Source organism: Desulfovibrio simplex, assembly GCF_055387835.1.
Genome location: NZ_AP042377.1, coordinates 2,861,192 through 2,882,044, shown reverse-complemented (window position 1 = coordinate 2,882,044; position 20,853 = coordinate 2,861,192). Strand labels below are relative to the sequence as shown.

Genomic DNA, 20,853 nt, shown 5'->3' with positions numbered 1-20,853 from the left:
GCGCGCCGGTCAAGAACAGATGATGGAACTCAAGCGCCGTCTGGCGCGTCTGCTGGTGGAAAAATCTTATCGTGAAGGCGATTTTGTGCTGGCTTCGGGTCGCCGAAGCGACTATTATTTTGACTGTCGTGTCACGGCATTGCATGCCGAAGGCTCCTGGCTTATCGGCAACCTGTTCAGTGACATGCTCAAAGGCCTTGATATCAAGGGCGTGGGCGGCATGACCCTTGGGGCGGACCCACTGATTTCCGCCACAACAGTCATTTCACACGAACAAGGCCGGCCTCTGCATGGCCTGCTGGTGCGCAAGGAGGCCAAAGGCCACGGCACCGGACAGTATGTTGAAGGACTTGGCAATTTTAACGCTGGCGACCGTGTCGCCATGCTTGAAGACGTGGTCACCACGGGCGGTTCGCTGCTCAATGCCTGCCACAGGGTAACCGACGCGGGGCTGAATATCGTCGCCGTGTGCACAATCCTGGACAGGGAAGAAGGTGGCCGCGAAAAGCTCCGTGAGGCGGGATATGAACTGCTTGCCCTCTTCACCCGCGCGGAACTGGTGGCCCTTGCACGCTGAGCCTGCCAGCCCTGTGGGCAGGGGCGCGGCCAGACGGGTCGCGCTTCGGTTTTTGCGCATAGCCTCCCTTTTTGCCATGCGCGGGCTTATGGGCTTCATGGCGGCGCTTTTGTGCGCTCTGGCCCCTCTGCCCGCGAATTCCGCGGAATGGCAGCCCACGTTGTACAACGAGGGCTTGCCGTCGCATCTGGTGGCTGTGGACAAGAACCGCCAGACCTTCATGTTTTTCGAGAAAAAAAGCCCCTTCAAGCTTCGTTACACCTACCCCTGCACCACTGGACAACTGCCCGGCGACAAGCAGTCACTCAATGATCTGCGCACCCCGGAAGGCATCTATTTTGTGGAATACAAGATAGCCAGCGGGCTGGACTTCAAGGAATACGGCGGCATAGCCTATACGCTCAACTACCCCAACCCCGTGGACAAGCTGCGCGGCAAAACCGGGCACGGCATCTGGATTCACAGCAAGGGACTGGGCATCGAGCCCCTTTCCACGCGCGGCTGCGTTGCGATCGGCCTCAAGGAAATTGACGAGGTAGGGCCCAGCCTTGTGCCGGGCACGGCGGTGGTGCTGGCTGAAAAGCTGGACGAAAACTCCATGCTGCAGTCCGACAGCGGCACTGCCCGCGAATTGCGCCGCCTCATGCAGGCCTGGAGCAACGCCTGGGCTGCCCGCTCGGACAAAATGTTCGAATTCTATGACGCCGAATCCTATACCAAGGCCATGTCCGAGAGCTTTGCCGCGTTCAGGCTCAACAAGGAACGGCTGTTCAAGATCCTCAGTTTTGTCAAGATTTATAACCGCAAAATACATGTGCTTGAAGGCCCGGGGTACTGGGTTACCTGGTCCGAGCAGCTCTATGCGGCGTCCAACCTTTCTTCCGAGGGCGTCCGCCGCTTGTACTGGCAGCGCGGCAAGGACAAAAAATTCCGTATCGTCGGCATGGAGTGGACTCCGCGCGATCTTGGCATGCGTGCCGCGTATCAGCGCGGCCAGCTCGTGGCCGAAGCCCCCCTGCAGGTAGCCTCGGATGCCGACTCCGAAGCGCCCCAGCCGCCGCGTCTTGATATGCCCGAAGCCGCGAGCGACATGACGGCCGAAGCCGCTGTGACCACGGCGGTGGCCGGTAACGGCAAAATGCCCGACAAGGCTACGCCGGACAAGGCCGCGTCCGAATCCGCCCCCGGCAAATCCGTGGCTTTGAGCGACCCTCTTGTGCCACGCCGTTCGGCCACGACGCCGCCCGCGGAAGTCAACTGGGGCGCACGCCCCGCCATGGAAGATTCCGCCAGACTGGCGGCGGAACAGCGCGCAGCCGAAGAACTGGCGCAGCGTCAGCAGGCCGAAGAAGAACGGCTCGCGCAGCAGGCCGCCGAGGCCCGCGCGGCCGAGGAACGTGCGCTTGCGGAAAAAGCGGCCGCTGAAAAGGCCGCTGCCGAAAAAGCTGAAGCTGAACGGGCCGCTGCCGAAAAGGCCGCCCAGGAAGCGCAAGCCAAACTGCTTGCGGAACAGCAGGCTGCTGAAAAGCTCGCTGCCGAGAAACAGGCAGCCGAAAAATTGGCCGCTGAAAAACAGGCCGCCGAACAGCTGGCCGCCGAAAAATTGGCCGCAGACCAGCGGGCAGCCAGGGAACAGGCAGCCCAGAGCCTTGCAACACAGGCCCTTGCAACGCAGGATACGGGCCTGACGCCGCAGGTACTGGCGCAATTGCATCAGGCCGTCAGCGGATGGGGCGCGGCCCTGGCCTCGCGTTCGCCCGCGCTCGCCGACTTTTATGACCATGCCCGCTACAACCGCGAACCCGGCACGCCCCGGGGCCAATCATACAATACCGCCTGGCGCGAGCTTGAGAAGCATCTTGGCGCGCCGTGGTTGCGCTATATCAGCCGCAAGCCCGTTTTCGAGGTGCACGGCAATCTTGCGACCAGCCGGTGCGAAGAGCTGATAGCCAGCCCCGGCGGTATCAGCGAGGGTATCCGTACGCTCTGGTGGCGCAGAGGCGATGACAACGACCTGCGCATCGTGGCCGCGCAGTTCAAACCGCAGGACCTGGGCCTCGCTGCCGACTATCTTGATCAGGTCAGCGGCGCCGTGAGCGAAACCCTTGAGGGCTGGCGCAAGGCCTGGGAAGCGGGCAAGCTGGACGACTATATGGCCTATTACAACAGCGATGCCGTGCAGCAGGGCCGCTGGGGGGCCAAAAACATCCGCAACCAGAAAGAAGGCCTGTGGGGCCGGGTCAAGCCCACCCTCGTGCAGCTTTCAGGCCTGCGGCTTGTGGTGGACAGGCAGGGCATCCGCGCCGACATGAGCCAGACCTATGCCGACAATTCGGGGCACAGCGACCGGGGTACCAAGACGCTGCTGCTCCAGTATGACGGCAAGCAATGGCTCATTGCCCGTGAGGACTGGACCCCCATGCCCGCCGCCACCGGCAGCCCGACTGACGTGGCGCAGACCAGGTGAGCGGAGGGAAGCAGACCTTGAAATACAAGGAAAGTCTCTCCATCATTTTTATGAGGGATAACGGCCCCCGGCGCAGCTTTCGCGTACGGCGGGGCCTTTTTTACACTGTTTTGTGTTTTTTCGTCTGCCTGCCCCTGCTGAGCGCAGGCCTTGGCTGGCAATGCTGGAAGCTCTGGCAGGACAACGCTGTCCTGCGCGCCAATATGCTGCGCTTTGAAAGCGATTATCAGGAGGCGCAAGCCACCGCAGAGCGCCTTGAACACCTTGAAGATCTGTTGCGCGAGGAAAATGTGCAGGGGCGCACCCTGGTGCTGCGGCGCCTTGGCGGTGAAGATGTCGTCAAACCGGGCGAGGCTTCCCCGGCAGACAGGGAAGAGGCCATAAAGGCGGAAGCGCCGCGCGGCGTTGAAGGGCCGGGGCATGAGGATTTTCCCGCCATCGATCGTGACTATGTGAAGGTGAACAACGTGCAGGTGCGGGCCTTGCGCGGCGGCAAACTGCGTATGGGCCTTGATTTGCGCAACACCGACAATCAGCGGCTGGCTTCCGGCTCTGTTTCCGGAACCCTGCTTACCGCTGACGGCACGAAGCATCCTTTAAGCTTTGACCCGGAAAACGTGGGCGATTTTCGCATCAGCCGCTTCAAGCGGACTGTCATTGTGGTGCGCGTGCCGGGGCGGCTCAATCTTGTGAACGCCCAGGTCATTCTTGAGGTGCGCAACCAGGACGACAGCGTGGTGTTCCGCAATATCTTTCCCGTGGAACATTAGAGCATTTTAACTTTGAAAAAGTGTAAATGCTCTAACGCTGCACGAGAGTGCAGCGCGCCACAACGTGGCGTGGATTCAGTCGAAAATCGCACTTTTCGTCTGAATGAAAACTTTGGAATGTGAAGCATTTCAAAGTTAATCTGCTATAGAAGCGCGTAGTTTTTATTTACTTTGTGGGGGAGGGGCGGCGTGCTTTGTTGCCTTGTGGGGGAGGGACCCTTTTGCAAAAGGGTCCCTCCCCCACGCCCCCACCCCCTAAAACTCTTGTTGTAGTTTGGCATACTACAAAAAATCCTGTTGATCTGAAGCGGTGGTTCCAGCGACCGCGTCTTCCTAGCATCATTCCATCTCAAAAACGCTGCAAAAATCTGCACGCAACGTCGTCTGGATGGTATTCCGACTTCATCGGGATGAATATCTCCGTCAGCAGGTCTTCAGGGGCCGTTGTTTGCGGCGAATTGTAGTACGCCTCAAAGCCGGGGTCGTTGACAGGTTCACGGCCGCTCTGCGGAAACCACTGGCCGAAAAGCGAGCGGTAGGCCGGGTGCAGCAGCGCATAGTCCCCGCGTACCTTCACGGCCACATAGTCGCACTCGCTGCCGATATGCCGCAAAAACAGTTCCTTGTTGCGCAGCAGATCCCGTATGGCCGGGGTTTCTTCGGTCACGCCTTCAGGCAGGCTGACACAGACATCCATACGGCATTTTTCTCTGGAAGTGACGTCAGGATTGTCATGACTGACCCCGTATGCCACCACGCCCTCACGTAAAAGGCCAGCCGGCCCCAGCAGGGAAAACAGATGCAGCCATGCCGGCCCACAGTCGTCATACGGGCCGGTGTGGCGCGTGGCGGCCACCAGCAGAGGCGCGAACTTGGTGACCCGTATTTCCAGCGCGGGCACGCCGACAATCTGGTGGTGAAACAGCGGGGCATCGGGGTTCTGTTCGCGGGCCCGCGTCAGGTGTCCGTCGTTGCGTCGGTATTCGGACGGCAGCGCGCCAAAGTGCGCTCGAAAGGCCCTGGTGAACGCGTCCACGCTTTCATATCCCGCATCAAGAGCTATGCGGGTAATGGGTTCGCGCGTGTGGGCCACCTGTTGGGCCGCCCTTTCAAGAAGCAGGCGGCGCACATAGGCGGCGACGCTTTCCCCCATCATGGACGAGAAAATACGGTGGAAATGGTAGGGGGAAAAACAGGCGATTTCAGCAAGTTCCGCAAGATCAGGCCGGGAGTCGAGATTGCTTTCTATATGCCGCAGCACACGGTGCAGGCGTTCCTCATATGACAATGTTTTCATGCTGCTCCGTGTGGTCGGTCTGTTCAGTGCAGGATTTTCTGGTTGGGGCTGTTCGGGTTGGCTTTTTCGGGCCAGTCTGTTCGGGGCTGGCGGGTTTTGTCAGAGCACTATACCCTTGAAAAGGTGTAAATGTTCCACCACTACACGAGAGTGCAGTGCGCCACACCGTGGCGTGGGTTCAGCCGAAAATTGCATTTATCGGCTGGACGAACACTTTGAAATGTTAAGCATTTCAAAGTTAATCTGCTTCAGCGTGAACGGAACCGCAAAAAAAGTCGAGCGCGTTTACGCGCGAAAGTGCAGGATGTAGATGACGCGCCGTTCCTGCCGCTTGCGGCCCCGGCGACGTGCCGGGCACAAGCTGCGCGGCCTGCGAACAAACGGCCAAACGGCATTACCAAGCATGAGGAGAATTTTCGTGAGCGATTTCAACGTGACGATTGTGGAATATCCGGCCAAGCGCCTCACCGGCATAAAGGTGCGTACCAACATGGCAAAAGCGCAGGAGGATTGTCTCGCACTGTGGCAGCGTTTCTGCCCCGATTGCACGCAGGATATGCCCGCAGCGGCCTTCGGCGTGAGCGTCATGCTCGATGCGGAAAACTTCGACTACTGGGCTGCCGTGGAAGACAAGGATGGGCGGCTGCCGGCCGACCTGGAGCATGTGGACATTCCGGCGGGAAAATACGCGGTGTGCAGCGTGCCCAACCTCGCGAGCATCGGAGAGGCGTATATGTTCATTTTTCAAAAATGGCTCGCCAGCCAGCAGGCATATGCCTATAACGAACAGGCTCCGAGCTTTGAGCTGTATCCCCCGCACTGGAGCCCGGAAAATCCTTTTGAGATCTATATGGGCATAAAGGGGTAAGGGCTTCAGTCGCCCCGCACGGGGCAACTCCGCGGCCACAAGCCCGGCACGCCCATTTGCGTGCCTTGGGCCGCCGCACGCAGAGTCCCCCCTTCGGCGGCAACAAGGGCTTGTCGCGGCAGAGCGTCCCCGCCAATGTTGCGCCCCGGCGTCTGGCAACAGTATAGCACAGTTACCCTATTTAGAGCATTTTCGCATTGAGAATATCCATTCTCGCGGCAGCCGTTGCCCGCTCCTGCGGGCTTACGGATAGCGACAGCGATTGTAAGGGACAAGCCGTGTCGTTACGCATGCTGTCTTCAAGCGTAGTTTCCTGCGTCACAACGCTTGAAGCGTCCGTAGCGATGCTGTCCTGCCCCGTAAGACGATTCCGTCAACGGTTCAGGCAAGCCCTGCGGGCAACGGCTGAAGCTGCGCTTGCGCCTCCGCGCCGGGCGGCTGCTCCCGCATCCGCCGGAGCAATTTCAAAGTGAAATTGCTCTAAGCGACATCAAGAGTTTTAGGGGGTGGGGGTGTGGGGGAGGGACCCTTTTGCAAAAGGGTCCCTCCCCCACAAGGCATTCCGCGCGCAATAACCCTAGCGCGCTCCCTTGGGAAAGAGCACCACGCCGACGGTCTTGAAAATGATGTTGATGTCCAGCAGTATGGACATGTTCTTGATGTAGTACAGGTCGTATTCCAGCTTGCGGCGGGCGTCTTCTTCGGACGCGCCGTAGGGGTAGCACACCTGGGCCCAGCCCGTGAGGCCGGGCTTAACCGTGTGGCGCAGGCTGTAGTAGGGTATGGTTTCCTTGAGCTTCTGCACGAAGGCCATGCGTTCGGGGCGGGGGCCGATGAAGCTCATGTCGCCCTTGAGGATGTTCCATATCTGCGGCAGTTCGTCTATGCGCACCTTGCGTATGAAACGTCCGAAACGGGTCACGCGGGCGTCTCCGGCGCTGGCCCACACGGCTCCGTCCTTTTCGGCGTCAGCCCGCATGGAGCGGAATTTGTACACCGTAAATTCTTTTTCAAACAGGCCCACGCGATCCTGCTTGTAAATGACCGGGCCAGGGGATTCCAGGCGCACGATGAGGGCGGTCAGCAGCATGATGGGCGTGGCGGGTACGAGCAGCAGCAGCGAGATGAGCACGTCCAGGGCACGCTTGAGCCGCCGCAGCGAGCCGCGCGTGTTCAGCGAAAAGCCTTCTGTCTGCAACAGCCATTCGTCCGTGATCTGTGAAAGCGGCAGACGCTGCACCACGTGTTCATAAAAACTGCGAATGTCCACAACCATGCTGCCGTGAAGTTTGGCTTCAAGCAGGTCATGCGCGATTTCGTCGTCAATGGGGGCATCGGGCAGCAGCAAAATCATGGTGGCCTTTTTTTCCTGGGCTATGTCCAGCGCCAGAAATGGCGGGCCAAGGCAGGGTCCCGCGTCCGGGCCCTGATCGCGTTCGCCCACGTAGCCTATGATCTGGGCCTGGGGCAGTCCTTCGGCCAGCAACTGGCGCACCTTTCCGGCACGGTCAACCCCCACGAGAAGGATGCGCAGGGGGTGGGTGAGCCTGTGGGCGTTGAGGTGATACAGCCAGCGCCAGAACAGGCTGAAGCAGAAAGAAAGCGCAAAAAGCAGGGCAACGGTTTCACGGTCAAAGCGCCAGTGCTGGAAGGCGTAGGAGGCAGTTGCCGATGAGACGATGCCCAGCAGGCAGGCCACAAGCACGCGGCCCGTGGTCTCCTTGAAATCTTCCTGTCCCACGCTGTATGCGTCAAGAATATAGAAAAACAGCATGTAAAAGAAAATGGTAAAGAGCGTGGCGCCAGTGTAGTCGTCAAAAACGCTCAGGTCCGGCGCAATCGTGGTCAGCCCGGAAATTGCCAGGGCCAGCAGGATGCAGAGCAGGTCCAGCGCCTGTAAAAGTCCCATACGATAACTGCTTATCATTGCAAAGTATCCTCTAGAGCATTTTACCTTTGCGATGGTACGTTCGCAAAGTTTTTACGGTGCTCGCTTTGGCGCTTGGCAGCACAGTTAGATCAGAGCAACCTTGAAAAGCTTCACATTTTAACGTTGTCATTCTGCCGAAAAATGCGATTTGCGGCAGCCGTTGCTTTCCGCGTCACAACGCTTGAAGCCTGCGTCACAACGGCTGAAGATCGGCAGAATCCACGCCTGTTGCGGCGCGTAGCACTCTCGTGCAGTGTCAGAGCATGTACCCTTTTCAAAGGCAGGATGCTCCAAACGGCGCGTGCGCCTTGATGGCGGACGCCAGGGCCGCAGCAGCCAGGGCAATCTCCACGTGGAATTGCCCCGGGAAAGTGTCAGGTCGGCGAGGGGTTAGCGCCCCGTGCTGTCCGACTCCGGCGATGCCGGAACGCGCATGTCTTCAAGAATGCGGGCGGCCACCTTTTCGGCGTCAAAGTCGTTCAGCGCCATCTGGCGTCCGGCGGCGCCCATGCTTGCCATGAGCTCGGGCCGGAGAATGAAGGCCTCCATGGCAGACGCAAGGGCCTTGGGATCGCGCAAGGGTACAAGGTAGCCGTTATGTCCGTTGCGCACAACCTCGCGGCAGCCGGGCGCGTCAGTAACAACGGCGGCGCGCCCCATGCTCATGCCCTCCATGATGGAGGTGGGCGTGCCCTCGCGCCACGAGGGCAGCACCATGACGTGGGCCGCGCTTATGTAGGGGCGTACGTCCCGCGTTTCACCAAGATATTCGATGCCGCCCTGGTCCTGCCACTGGCGTATCTGTTCGAGGCTGACGCTGCCGAGCCCCTGTTCTTCAGGCCCAAGCACCAGAAAACGCGCCAGGGGGTGCCTGGCCTTCAGTTCATGCGCGGCCTGGGCGTACTCTTTCAGTCCCTTGGCTTCAAGCAGGCGGGCCACCAGCAGAAAGACCGGCGGCTCGGTCAGCGTGCCGTCATTGGCAAGGCCGGGCAAGGGCGTGGGGGCAAAACGGGCTGTGTCCACCCCGGTGCCGCGCGCCCGCAGGATCCGGGCCCGTGGCCCCAGAATTCCGGCTTGCCGGAAGGCGGCGATGTCGTCCTCATTTTGAAAAAAAACGCCTTCCGCACCGGAAAGCGCCGTGCGGTACAGCAGGGCGCTCAGGCGGTTGACGCATTTTTTGAAAAAGCTGTCAGCCTCAAAGGCGTATCCGAGCCCGGTGATGGTGGCGTAAATCTGCGGCACGCCGGCCACACGGGCCGCAATGCAGCCGTATATGACGGGCTTGATGGTGGAGGCGAAGAGCAGGTCGGGCTTTTCTTTTTTAAAAATGCGCAAAAGCGCCCCGGTGGTGCGCAGGTCACTCAGGGGGTTAAGCCCCTTGCGGTCCAGCGGATAATGCAGCAGCCGGGCCCCCTGGGACGCCAGAACCGCCTCTGCCCCAGGATCGCCGGGCGGCGCGCAGCAGATCACCTCATGGCCAGCCCGAAACAGATGGCGAACCAGTACGCTCCAGAAATTGCTCATGGACCTGGCCTGATTGCCCAGAACTATGATCTTCATTCTCTCGCGGCTCCCTTTGGCGCTGACATCGGCCTGTCACAAAGTCAGACCGCGTTCGCATATAAAAGGCTATAGCATCTGCAATGATAACTGAAAAGGGGCTGCCGCTGCTCAAATTCGATTTTGCTACATTCCCGCGTCATTTTCACACGGACTGGCGCGGAACGCGCGCGGCTTTACAGCTCGGGCGGAGCAGCGTAGCATTAAAAGAATCGGGTCAGGAGGATGTATGCCTGCCTCGCCCGGATACAAATCATTGCAAAACAGGACGCAAACATGAGCGCGTATTCCCAATTGTGTGCCTCAATGCAGGCCGCCCCTTCCCGCTGGCTGGTTACAGGCGTCGCGGGCTTTATCGGTTCCAACCTGCTTGAGCATCTTTTGAAGCTTGGCCAGACCGTCGTCGGACTGGACAACTTTTTGACCGGCTACCAGAAAAATCTTGATATGGTGCGCGATATCGTCGGGCCTGAAGCCTGGAGCCGCTTTACCTTCATTGAAGGCGATATTCGTGATATAGATACCTGCCATAAAGCCTGCAAAGGCGTGCAGCACGTGCTGCACGAGGCGGCTCTGGGTTCCGTGCCGCGTTCCATTGATGATCCGCTGCTGTCCAACAGCTGCAACATCACGGGTTTTCTGCACATGCTTGTGGCCGCCCGCGACGCCGGGGCCAAGAGCTTTGTGTATGCCGCCTCCTCATCAACCTACGGCGATTCGCCGGAACTGCCCAAGGTGGAAGACAAGATCGGCCGCCCCCTGTCGCCGTACGCCGTCACCAAGTATGTGGACGAGCTTTACGCCGACGTGTTCAACCGCTGCTACGGTTTTTCCACCGTCGGGCTGCGCTACTTCAACGTTTTCGGCCAGCGTCAGGATCCCTATGGCGCGTATGCCGCAGTCGTGCCGCAGTGGTTCGCCAGCCTCATCAAGGGCGAGACCGTCTATGTGAACGGAGACGGCGAAACCAGCCGCGACTTCTGCTACATTGACAATGTGGTGGAGGCCAATCTGCTGTCCAGTTTCGCTCAGGGCGAAGCCACCAATACCATCTACAATGTGGCATTTGGCCAGCGCACCACCCTCAATGAGCTTTTTGTCCTTATTCGCGAAGAGGTAGCCCGCCATAGGCCTGAAGCCGCCAGCGCCAAGGCCGAACACCGCGATTTTCGCGCGGGCGACGTGCGTCACAGTCTGGCCGACATCAGCAGGGCCGCGACCCGGCTGGGATATGCACCCCATTTTGATGTGCGTCAGGGGCTGCGTCTGGCCGGCGACTGGTACGCCGCCAACCTGTAGCCCCGCAGACCGCAGTCCAGCTTTGCCAGCGCTGCCGCTGCCGCGCCACGGCGAAAATACTGAAAAAGCCGTCAGCCCACTGTGGGCTGGCGGCTTTTTTGCGCGCTATGTGATGTCAATTTGAAGTGTTTTGTGTGTGGGGGAGTGAGGAGGGGTGAAGTGCTTTGTGGGGGAGGGACCCTTTTGTAAAAGGGTCACCTCCCCCACGCCCCCACCCCCTAAAACTTTTATTACAGTCAGTATATTACAAAGTTTTTTCTGACGTAAAGCGGGGTTGCAGAAACCTCACCGTATCACAGGGTTTTCGGCATGCCCGCTTTGGCTTGTAACCGCAAGGATAGACAGCGCGTGCGTCTTCACGGCTCGCGTCTGCCCCCTGGGGTGGTCAGGGCAATGGCAAACTAAATTTACTTTGTGTTTCCTTATAATTAACCGGGAGGCAGCGCGGTGGCTGACAGGCGTACCCACGGAAAACCGGCCCACGGTCAGGGGGCTCCCTGTGCCTGACTGAATAACAAACAAGAGTTTTAGGGGGAGGGGGTGTGGAGGAGGAGACCCTTTTGCAAAAGGGGCCCTCCCCCACAAAAACTTCAAGCCAATTCGCCTAACGAACGTGCGCGCCTATTGTTTGCGCGTGGAGTTGTAAAAGTTGATCAGGCAGCCGTCGAGGATGATCTGACGCTCGTCGTCGGTCAGGTCCTTGAGGGTCAGGGCTATCTGCTCGGCGCTGCCGCTTTCGCGCACGATGTAGGCCAGTATGGTGGGCTCGGCGTTTTGCACGGCCTTGCGTACGTTGGGCACGGCCAGCCAGTCGCCCACCTTGAGCGTCGCGGCCAGATCGGCGTCAGTAATGAAGGGCAGCATGCCCCAGTTGATAAGGTTGGAGCGGTAACGCTTGGTGGCGTACTCCACTGCCAGGTTGGCCCAGCCGCCCAGCACCTTCTGGCAGGACGCGGCCTGCTCGCGGGCCGAACCGTCGCCGGGTTTGACGGCAAAGATGGTGGACCCGAGGCCCACGTTCTTAACGTCGGCGGCTCCCTGCATGATGTCCAGCCCGCAAAGGGCGAAAAGGGCGCGGGCGCGGGCCACGAGTTCAGGATCAGCCGGATTGGCAAGCCGCGCCTTTTCCATCGCGTCTACCGCCTTGGCGCGCGCGACATAGCCGGGGTCTTTGCGCGACAGGGTGTATTCCGCCAGTTTGAGGGGGTTGGAGCGCAACGACGAGGTTTCGCCCGAGGGAATAAGCTCGTCCGTAGTGGTCACGGGGTCGGTGATGACGCTGGCCACCTGGAGCAGCAGGTGTTCCGGCAGAGCGCTCATGGCGGGCCAGTCCGCGATGTTGGGGCCAAAGATCAGGGGCACTTCGGGCTTGGGATTGCCAAAGCCGTTGTAGACGCGGCGATGGTAGATGAGCGGCTCAAAGCGGTAGTCGAGGTTCACGTCGGCGAGGCCGGGCGCGGACCAGTCAAGGTCGGTGGCCGGGGTCAGGCGGCCGCCGTTGGCCGCCGTGGCCGCAATGGAGCGGGCGTCCATAAGGGCCACGGCTGAAAGCTGGCCGTTGGACGGCTTGGAGCCCTCGCGGTTGGGAAAGTTGCGCGTGGTGTGCCGGATGGACAGCGCGCCGTGCGCCGGGGTGTCGCCCGCGCCGAAACAGGGGCCGCAGAAGGCGTTTTTGAGCACAGCGCCGGCGGCCATGAGCTTGGCCGTGGAGCCGTTGTTGACCAGGGCAAGGCCCTGCGGTTCGCTGGCAGGGTAAACGGACAGGCTGAAGGCCAAGTTGCCCGTGCTCTTGCCGTCAAGGATTGCGGCGGCCAGCGTGATGTTTTCAAAACTGCCGCCGGCGCAGCCGGCGATGATGCCCTGGTCCACCCAGAGGCCGCCGTCGCGGATCTTGCCGCAGAGGTTCAGCCCCCTGGCGGCGTCGCCAAACTGTTTGCGGGCTTCGTCTTCCACCTGGGCCAGCAGTTCGGGGGCGTGCCGCGCCACTTCGGCCACGGGATAGGCATTGCTGGGGTGGAAGGGCAGGGCGATCATGGGTACGATCCTGCCAAGATCGATGCGGATGAGGCCGTCATAACAGGCCGGGCCTTCAAGGCGCAGTTCCGCGTAATCCTGGGCGCGACCGTGCTTTTCAAGGTACTGGCGCACCTTGTCGTCCGTGGTCCATATGGACGAAAGGCAGGTGGTTTCCGTAGTCATGACGTCGATGCCGCAGCGGTATTCCACAGAAAGGCCTTCAACGCCGGGGCCCATAAATTCCAGCACCTTGTTTTTCACAAAGCCGTTTTTGAACACGGCGGCGATCAGGGCCAGGGCCACGTCCTGCGGGCCGACGCCGGGGCGCGGCGCGCCTTCGAGCCAGACGGCGATTTTTTGCGGATTGGCCACATCATAGGTCTTGCCAAGAAGCTGCTTGACGAGTTCCGGGCCGCCTTCGCCAATGGCCATGACGCCCAGAGCGCCGTAGCGGGTGTGGCTGTCGGAGCCAAGGATCATGCCGCCGCATTTGGTCATCATTTCGCGCACGTACTGATGGATGACGGCCAGGTGCGGAGGCACGAAGATGCCGCCGTACTTCTGGGCGGCCGCGAGGCCGAAAAGGTGGTCGTCCTCATTGATGGTTCCGCCCACGGCGCAGAGGCTGTTGTGGCAGTTGGTGAGGGCGTACGGCACGGGAAATTCCGTAAGACCGCTGGCGCGGGCCGTCTGGACGATGCCCACGTAGGTAATGTCATGGGAGGCCAGGGCGTCGAAGCGGATGCGCAACACTCCCTCGTTCTGGTCAACGGTATTATGCGCGGCAAGAATGCGGGCGGCCAGGCTGTTTTTGCGCGCGGCTTCCACATCCACACCCTTTGCGCGGGCCTCTTCGGCGCTGCGGATGGTGTTCCCGTCAATGACAACGGCATTGCTTATGAGTTCGATCATGGTGGCAGACCTTCCTGCTGGGTTTTGGAGTCGCTGGCGCGACGCTGGTTAGCGGGACTGCGCCGCGGCCAGTTTGAGGCCGAAGGCTATGAAGACGAAACCTGTAAAGCGTTGCAGCCAGAGCTGAAAGCGGCTGTTCTCAAAAACGTGGCGCACACGGCCCAGCATGTAGGCCAGGGGGACGTACCAGAGCAGGCACAGGGCCGACATGATGCCGCCAAGCTCCAGAAACTGGGGCGCCAGCGGAGCGTGGGGATTGGTAAACTGCGGCAGAAACGTCAAAAAAATGATGACGGCCTTGGGGTTGAGGGCATTGGTCAAAAACCCCTGCCAGAAAAACTTCCACCACTGGCGGGGCGAAAGGCGCGCTTGTGCAGCAGGATTTTCAGCAGTTTCGGGTGCAGTTCCGCGACCATCTGCGCGAATATTTTCGCCGTCACGCGGCGCGGTTTTCACCACAGCGGCGCTGACGGCTCCGCTGTGGCGCAGGGCCTGAACGCCAAGCCAGATAAGATAGGCCGCGCCCATATACTTCAGCACGCTGAACCACAGCATGGATTGGGCGATAATGGCGGATATGCCCAACATGGCGGCGGCGGTGTGCACGCAGATGCCAAGGGCCACGCCGCAGGCCGCGGCCTGCCCCTGCGGGCGGCCGTTGAGCAGTGATATTTTGGCTATAAGGGCAAAGTCCGGCCCCGGCAATATTACCAGTATGGCCGCCATGGGTATGAAGAGCAGCAGGGTTTCCAGTGAAATCATGACAACAACCTTGGCAGATGAAAGGAAGAGCCTCGGACACGGGGCATGCCTTTGCAGGATGCTCGCGGCAGTCGGACTGCGGCCTTTTGGGGGCCGCTGCAAGCCGTCGCGGCGGGCGTCTGCTCACGCAACCGCCAGAGCAATTTCAAAGTGAAATCGCCCCAAGGAGAAGGGTTCCCCGGTTGCGGCCATGCCGCGGCAGTCCCGCACCGGGGCGGCCCTTCTCCGGTAGGGTCTGCTAGAGATATGCTCCGATGATGTCGCCGAACTCCTTGCAGCCCACCACGCGGGAACCTGTGACCTGGGCGGCCAGGTCTTCGGTGACGGACTTGCCCGTGATGGCTCTGCCCACGGCCTCGCGGATGCGGTTTGCCGCTTCGTGCTGGCCCAGATGTTCCAGCATGAGGGCCCCGCACAGGATGACGCTGCCGGGGTTGGCCTTGTCCTTGCCTGCGATGGTGGGGGCTGTGCCGTGGGTGGCTTCGTAAAAGGCGAGGGTGTCGGACATGTTGACGCCGGGGGCCAGACCAAGGCCGCCCACCTGCGCCGCCAGCGCGTCGGAGATATAGTCGCCGTTGAGGTTGGGGGTGGCCAGCACCTGATACTGTTCGGGACGCAGCAGGGCTTCCTGGAACATGGCGTCGGCTATGCGATCCTTGACCACCAGGCGGCCGGGCACGGGCTCTTTTTCGGTGCAGGTGAGGTCGCCGAATTCCTGCGCGGCCACATCGTAGCCCCACTGGCGAAAAGCGCCTTCGGTAAACTTCATGATATTGCCCTTGTGCACAAGGGTGAGGCTTTCCTGCTTCTGGTCCAGGGCGAAGCGCAGGGCGCGGCGCACAAGACGTTTGGAGCCGGCTTCGGTCATGGGCTTGATGCCCACGGCGGCGTCGTCGCCCACCTTGGTCACGCCAAGCTCGTCACGCAAAAAGGCGACAAGCTTGCGGGCTTCGGGGGTATTGGCGGCAAACTCCACTCCCGCGTACACGTCTTCGGTATTTTCACGAAAGATGACCATGTTGACCCGCTCGGGGTGCTTGACCGGGGTTTCCAGGCCCTCAAAGTGCCGCACGGGGCGGATGCAGGCGTAGAGGTCAAGGGTCTGGCGCAGGGCCACGTTAAGGCTGCGTATGCCCGTGCCCACGGGGGTGCCCAGGGGGCCCTTCATGGCGAGTTCGGCATGGCGCAGGGCTTCAAGGGTGGCGTCGGGCAGGGGGTGGCCCGTTTCTTTCACGGCCTTGTCGCCGGCCAGCAGTTCCACCCAGTCAAGAGTAAGGTCGGCCCCGGCGGCGCGGATGGCCCCTTCGATAACCGGGCGGGCGGCCTGCCAGATTTCCGGGCCGATGCCGTCGCCTTCAATCCAGTACACTGTCTTACGCATGTTCCCCTGTCCTTTTGAGTGTCGATAAATATAAAGCAGGCCGGGCTATCCTAGCACAGATCAACGTTGAGAATGTTCATTCTCAGCGTTGAAGATACGCTCGCTTCGGCGCTTAACCGCGCAAGCAAATAGCGATGCTGTCTTCGCGGCAGCCGTTGCCCGAAGGGCTTACGGATGGCGACAGCGATTGTGAGGGACAAGCCGTGTCGTTACGCATGCTGTCTTCAAGCGTAGTTTCGCGGCAGCCGTTGCCCGCAGGGCTGTCCTGCCCCGTAAGACGTTTCGTCAACGGTTCAGGCAAGCCCTGTGGGCAACGGCTGAAGCTGCGCTTGCACCTTTGCGGCGGGCGTCTGCTCCCGCAGCCGCCCGAGCAATTTCACTTTAAAACTGCTCTTACCCGGCCCATCTGAATAACGCTAGTCGCCGTCGTCGTGCTCGTCCACTTCGTGCTGCAGCGAGCGCGCGCGCTTGAGCAGTTCCTCAAGCTGGATGTCCACGCCGATGACGCCCACGATCTTGTCCTTTTCGTCAGTGACGGCGCAGGACACGGTGATGATGAGCTTGCCCGTGAAGTGCGACTGGTACACGTCCATGATATGCAGGTCGCCGCTCTGCATGGGCATCTTGAACCACTGGCGGCCGGAGAAGTCGTAGCCGATGGGCAGGGCTTCGTAAGTTTCCTTGTACACGGGATCGGTGATGGCCGAGCATTTGAGGCGGCCCTGGGCGTCCGTGAGGTAGCAGTACTGGATAAAGGGATATTCGCGTACGAATTCGTCCAGTCTGCCGCAGGCCTTTTTGCCGAAGTCCAGCAGGTCCTTGTTGCGCACGAGCCGCACAATGATGTTGGCGGCCAGTTCCCCCGCAAGCTGCTTCATGTGGTCGAATTCCGAAGCAAAGAGTTCGGGCATGAACTTTTGCACCAGGGCTTCCATTTCTTCGTGCGAGAAGTGGGTGGTACGCCCGGTCTCTTCGTAGACGGCCATGATGGCGTCGTAGATGCTGCCCACGGCAGGGTGCTTTTTGGAGACCTGCCGGTCTTTTTCAAGATTGAGGTTGGTGTTGATCCAGTACGCCACGCCGGCGCGGCCCGTCTTGTCGGTAATGATGATGGGCACGGGGCGGCCAAGCAGGTGGTTGGTGTCGAAAATATTGTAAATTTCTTCGTTCTTGGCCAGGCCGTCGGCGTGCACGCCCGCGCTGGTGGCGTTGAAGTCGCGCCCCACAAAGGGATAGTTGTGGGGGATGCGGTAGTGTAGTTCTTTTTCAAAAAACTGGGCCACCTCGTTCAGAATGGTGGTGTCAGCCGCGGCGTCGTCGCCCGTAAGGGAGATATACTCGACCAGCAGAGCTTCCAGCGGGGTGTTGCCGGTGCGTTCGCCAAAACCGAAAAGCGTGCTGTTGACCGCGCCGCAGCCGTGCAGCCACGCGGTGACGCCGTTGACCAGCACTTTGTGAAAGTCGTTGTGGCCGTGCCACTCAAGCCACTGGCCGGGCACGCCCGCCTCATCGGTAAAGGCGCGCACGATGCGCTGCACCGAGCGGGGCAGCGCCGCGCCGGGATAGGGCACGCCATAGCCCATGGTGTCGCACAGGCGTATCTTGACCGGCATGCCGCTCTGGCTCGAAAGTTCCATCAGCCGTTGGGCAAGAGGCAGGCAGAAGCCGTAAATGTCGGCCCTGGTGATGTCCTCGAAGTGGCAGCGGGGTATGATGCCCCACTCCAGCGCCTGTTCGGCCATGCCCACATACATGTCCATGGCCTGCTGGCGGGTTTTGCCCAGCTTGAGAAAAATATGGTAGTCCGACACGCTGGTGAGCATGCCGGTTTCGTCAAATTCCATATCGCGGGCCAGCTTGAGATCTTCCTTGGTGGCGCGTATCCAGGCCGTCACCCGGGGAAAGCGGTAGCCCCTGGCGCGGCACACGTCTATGCACTTGCGGTCCTTGGCGGAATAAAGAAAAAATTCCGAGGCGGTGATGAGCCCGGTTTTGCCGCCAAGACGATGCAGAAAGTCAAACATCTTGGCCACCTGCTTGACCGTATAGGGCGGGCGCGCCTGCTGGCCGTCACGAAAGGTGGTGTCGGTGATGCGCATCTGTTCCGCAGGTCGCGGAGCGAGCAGCACTTCGTCAAAGGACGTGCGGCAAATGCTGGTGTAGGGGAAAAGTTCGCGGTAGAGCTGGGGTTTTTCAGGCTCCTGCATGACCAGGGTACGGCTGCCTCCGCTTTGGTGGATGATATTGCTCATATGCTCCCGCCGGCTCGCGCTGTGCGCGCGGAAAAAAGTTGTCCGTGGAACGCTTTTATAGCGGCTTCGCGATTCCCCGTCCAGTATGCGCGGGGTGTGTCAGTTCGCGGGGCATTACGCGCGCATGGCGGCCATGATGATATAATTACTAAGTGATATTATTCAGGGCATTACCGCATGCATGACAGCCCGATGGCGGAAACGCCCCGCCAGCGCCCGTTTATGGCGGAAATCGGGGGGAGCGGACACGTGCGGACGCTTCGGGAAAAGCCTGCGCTGAAACAGGTGTACTATGGCCGTGCCGTAAAGCTGGCACTTGCCAGAAGAACAAAAATAAAGGATTGTCCCTGTCGAAGGCGTGCGGCGGCAAGGCTTGTCTGGCGCGCCTTCTGAAGGAGCAGGCATGTCGGATTGTGTGCGCTATCCAGCGCCGGGCTGCGTGGTGGAATATTTGGAGGGCAATGCTGTTCAGATTGCCCTGATTACCGAAGAGGCCGGGGGGCGTTTACGCCTTCTTCTGCCCAACCGCCGTGAAACGCGGCTCAATGCCTCGCGCCTGCTGCCCTGGCTCGGTCCCATGCATGGGGCGGACCTTGGCCGTGACGAGGCTGTGCGCCTGCTTGAACAGCATAAAAAATGCCGTGAGGATCTGGCCAACGACGTGCCCGTCATGGACGTGTGGGAGTTGGCGCAGGGCGAGGTAAGCGTGGCTCCTGCCACGTGGTTTGCCGAGCTTTTTACCTCCGACCCCTCTGCGGACCAGGTGTCCGCCTATGGCCGCGCCCTGCTGGCGTGCAAAAGCCACTTCCGCTTTCAGCCGCCGGATTTTCAGGTCTTTCCCGCTGACATGGTTGAAAAACGCCTGGCGGAAGAAAAAAACCGCCTTGAACGTGAAGCCCTCATCGCGGGCGGCGCGGCCTTTTTGCGCATGCTCTGGGACGTGGCCTGTCGTAAGCGCGAACTGCCGCCGCCTCCGGCGGAAGGTGCGGGCAGCGGCGAGTGGCCGTCCGCAGAAGTTGCGGAAAGCCTTGAAGAAGTGCTGCGTTCCCGTATGGTTGATCCTGAAGGGCAGGAGTTTGACGCCCTGTGGCGCACCCTTGGCAAGGGGCTGCCTGATGTGCCCCACCTGCCCCTGCAACTGCTGGTGGCCTGGGGCAAGGTGCCGCCGCATTACAATTTCTGGCTGGACCGCGCGGGTTATGCCTCCGGCGACAACTGGTGGACGGCGCACCGCGAGGAAGTGGACGCGCTGGTTCGCGCCGCCGAAAACGGCGAAATGCCCGATGCCGCGCTTTTCACGTCCGCCGCGCCGACGCCGTGCATGTGCGATGATGCCGCCGCGTCCATCCCTGCCGTCGCCCCGGCGACTTCCCTGCTTTTTGAGCCCGGCCCGCTGCCCGAAAGTCCCCTGCCCTTTGTCAGCATAGACAGCGCCAGCACCCGTGACGTTGACGACGCCTTTCATGTGCAGCCCACGGATGACGGCTATCTGCTGACGCTGGCTCTGGCCTGCCCCGCCCTGTACTGGCATTTTGGCGGCGCTCTGGACAGGGCGGTGCTGCACCGTGGCACAAGCATCTACCTGCCAGAGGGCGATTGCCACATGCTGCCGGAAGTTCTGGGAACGGCGGCCTATTCCCTTGTTGCCGATGAACCCCGCCCGGCGCTGTGCGTGGAGGTTCCGGTGGACGCCGATGGCCGTTACGGTTCCTGCCGTACGTATCTGGCCCGTGTGCGCCTTGCCGCCAACCTGACCTACCGCGACAGTCAGGCCGTGCTGGATGCCCGGTCCGAGGGCGCGGCCCTGCCCGACAACCCAGCCGCAGCGCATGCCGGGCAATTGTCCGCCGGGCTCGAACTGGCCCGCAAGCGGCAGAGCGCCCGCATTGAAGACGGGGCCGTGGTGATGGACAGGCCCGATCCCGCCATATCGCTTGAGGGCGAAGGGGCCGACGTGCGCGTGCATGTGGGGCCCGACTACTGCGCGCCCGATGCGCAGATGCTGGTGGCGGAAATGATGATTCTTGCCAGCGCCGCTGTGGCCCATTGGGCCTGGGAGCGCGGCATGGCCATGCTGCACAGGGTGCAGGACGTGGTTTTGCCCCGTGAATACGCGGGCGTCTGGAGCACCCCGCAGGACATGACGCGCATAATGCGGGCGCTGACGCCCTCGGGGCTTGAGGTGCAGGCCCGGCCCCACGCGGCCTTGGGCCTTGACCGCTACACGCCCGTGACCTCGCCCCTGCGCAGGTATCCTGATCTTGTCAACGAGGCCCAGGTGGTGCATTTCTTGTGCACGGGACAGCCCCGCTGGAGCGAGGACGCGCTTGTGAACCTCTTGCACGCGCTTTCGCCCGCGCTGGAAGGAGCCGGACAGGTGCAGCGCTTCCGCCCGCGTTACTGGAAGCTGCTGTTCTTCCGGCAGCAGGGCGACAAGGTGTGGTGGCCCGGCGTGATCACGGAGGAAAATGACGCCTTTGTGAGCGTGAGCCTGCCGGATCAGGGCATGTTCGTGCGGGGCAGGCGCAAACTTTTTGACGACAGGGCGCACCCCGGATTGCGGGTGGACGTGCGCATCGGCAAGGTACACCCCCTGTATAACGAGATCATGATTCTGGAAGCGGCCACGGCAGGGTAGCGCGAGGGCGCCTGCCCCTGTGTGGAATGCCCGTTGTCCGGACGGCCCGCAGCGTGGTCATTGACCGTGCGTCTGGCGAGCCGCCGGAGAGCGTTGTGGATGCGACGGCAGTGCCGGTAAAAAT

At 61.0% G+C, this 20,853-nt stretch carries 15 protein-coding genes; 6 read left to right on the top strand and 9 right to left on the bottom strand.

What is annotated here, in order from left to right:
* Positions 1 to 19 precede the first annotated feature (19 nt).
* From pyrE to ACZ5DH_RS11820, 3 genes are read left to right on the top strand one after another with little or no spacing between them, the layout of a single operon-like run.
* On the top strand, positions 20 to 577 hold the full coding sequence (gene pyrE / locus ACZ5DH_RS11830) for an orotate phosphoribosyltransferase (RefSeq protein WP_464256551.1): 558 nt from the start codon (positions 20 to 22) through the stop codon (positions 575 to 577).
* Positions 525 to 3,044 (top strand): L,D-transpeptidase Cds6 family protein, encoded by a 2,520-nt coding sequence (locus ACZ5DH_RS11825; RefSeq protein WP_464254468.1) that lies wholly within the window; start codon positions 525 to 527, stop codon positions 3,042 to 3,044. Before pyrE ends, ACZ5DH_RS11825 begins: the two co-directional genes overlap by 53 nt.
* A 17-nt stretch (positions 3,045 to 3,061) precedes the next feature.
* Positions 3,062 to 3,814 (top strand): hypothetical protein, encoded by a 753-nt coding sequence (locus ACZ5DH_RS11820; RefSeq protein WP_464254467.1) that lies wholly within the window; start codon positions 3,062 to 3,064, stop codon positions 3,812 to 3,814.
* A gap of 349 nt (positions 3,815 to 4,163) precedes the next feature.
* On the opposite strand, the gene ACZ5DH_RS11815 is transcribed toward ACZ5DH_RS11820, so the two are convergent.
* On the bottom strand, positions 4,164 to 5,111 hold the full coding sequence (locus ACZ5DH_RS11815) for an AraC family transcriptional regulator (protein WP_464254466.1): 948 nt from the start codon (positions 5,109 to 5,111) through the stop codon (positions 4,164 to 4,166).
* 418 nt (positions 5,112 to 5,529) lie between these two features.
* Between ACZ5DH_RS11815 and ACZ5DH_RS11810 the strand changes: the two genes are divergently transcribed.
* Complete coding sequence (locus ACZ5DH_RS11810) at positions 5,530 to 5,979, top strand: GyrI-like domain-containing protein (protein WP_464254465.1); 450 nt, start codon at positions 5,530 to 5,532, stop codon at positions 5,977 to 5,979.
* 181 nt (positions 5,980 to 6,160) lie between these two features.
* On the opposite strand, the gene ACZ5DH_RS11805 is transcribed toward ACZ5DH_RS11810, so the two are convergent.
* The 3 genes from ACZ5DH_RS11805 to ACZ5DH_RS11795 all read right to left on the bottom strand — a co-directional run bounded on the left by ACZ5DH_RS11805 (position 6,161) and on the right by ACZ5DH_RS11795 (position 9,469).
* A complete protein-coding gene (locus ACZ5DH_RS11805; protein WP_464254464.1) occupies positions 6,161 to 6,301 on the bottom strand; it encodes a hypothetical protein in 141 nt (46 codons plus the stop codon).
* A 255-nt stretch (positions 6,302 to 6,556) separates the two neighbouring features.
* Positions 6,557 to 7,906, bottom strand: a complete 1,350-nt coding sequence (locus tag ACZ5DH_RS11800) for a TIGR03013 family XrtA/PEP-CTERM system glycosyltransferase (protein ID WP_464254463.1) — start codon at positions 7,904 to 7,906, stop codon at positions 6,557 to 6,559.
* Positions 7,907 to 8,299: 393 nt separating this feature from the next.
* Positions 8,300 to 9,469, bottom strand: coding sequence for a glycosyltransferase family 4 protein (locus ACZ5DH_RS11795; RefSeq protein WP_464254462.1), 1,170 nt, complete (start codon positions 9,467 to 9,469; stop codon positions 8,300 to 8,302).
* A gap of 276 nt (positions 9,470 to 9,745) precedes the next feature.
* Here ACZ5DH_RS11795 and ACZ5DH_RS11790 point away from each other — a divergent pair, with 276 nt between their 5' ends.
* The gene (locus ACZ5DH_RS11790; RefSeq protein ID WP_464254461.1) at positions 9,746 to 10,768 is read left to right on the top strand and encodes an NAD-dependent epimerase/dehydratase family protein; all 1,023 of its coding nucleotides are present in this window, start codon (positions 9,746 to 9,748) and stop codon (positions 10,766 to 10,768) included.
* Between the two features lie 621 nt (positions 10,769 to 11,389).
* On the opposite strand, the gene ACZ5DH_RS11785 is transcribed toward ACZ5DH_RS11790, so the two are convergent.
* From ACZ5DH_RS11785 to ACZ5DH_RS11765, 5 genes are all read right to left on the bottom strand, one after another.
* Positions 11,390 to 13,696 (bottom strand): hydratase, encoded by a 2,307-nt coding sequence (locus ACZ5DH_RS11785; RefSeq protein ID WP_464254460.1) that lies wholly within the window; start codon positions 13,694 to 13,696, stop codon positions 11,390 to 11,392.
* A 48-nt stretch (positions 13,697 to 13,744) separates the two neighbouring features.
* A complete protein-coding gene (locus ACZ5DH_RS11780; RefSeq protein ID WP_464254459.1) occupies positions 13,745 to 14,458 on the bottom strand; it encodes a LysE family translocator in 714 nt (237 codons plus the stop codon).
* A 238-nt stretch (positions 14,459 to 14,696) separates the two neighbouring features.
* Positions 14,697 to 15,839, bottom strand: coding sequence for an NADP-dependent isocitrate dehydrogenase (icd, locus tag ACZ5DH_RS11775; RefSeq protein ID WP_464254458.1), 1,143 nt, complete (start codon positions 15,837 to 15,839; stop codon positions 14,697 to 14,699).
* 112 nt (positions 15,840 to 15,951) lie between these two features.
* A complete protein-coding gene (locus tag ACZ5DH_RS11770) occupies positions 15,952 to 16,128 on the bottom strand; it encodes a hypothetical protein (protein WP_464254457.1) in 177 nt (58 codons plus the stop codon).
* A gap of 127 nt (positions 16,129 to 16,255) precedes the next feature.
* On the bottom strand, positions 16,256 to 18,091 hold the full coding sequence (locus ACZ5DH_RS11765) for a triose-phosphate isomerase (protein ID WP_464254456.1): 1,836 nt from the start codon (positions 18,089 to 18,091) through the stop codon (positions 16,256 to 16,258).
* A gap of 403 nt (positions 18,092 to 18,494) precedes the next feature.
* Between ACZ5DH_RS11765 and ACZ5DH_RS11760 the strand changes: the two genes are divergently transcribed.
* Entirely contained in the window at positions 18,495 to 20,729 is a 2,235-nt protein-coding gene (locus ACZ5DH_RS11760) for a ribonuclease catalytic domain-containing protein (protein ID WP_464254455.1), read from the top strand.
* Positions 20,730 to 20,853 lie beyond the last annotated feature (124 nt).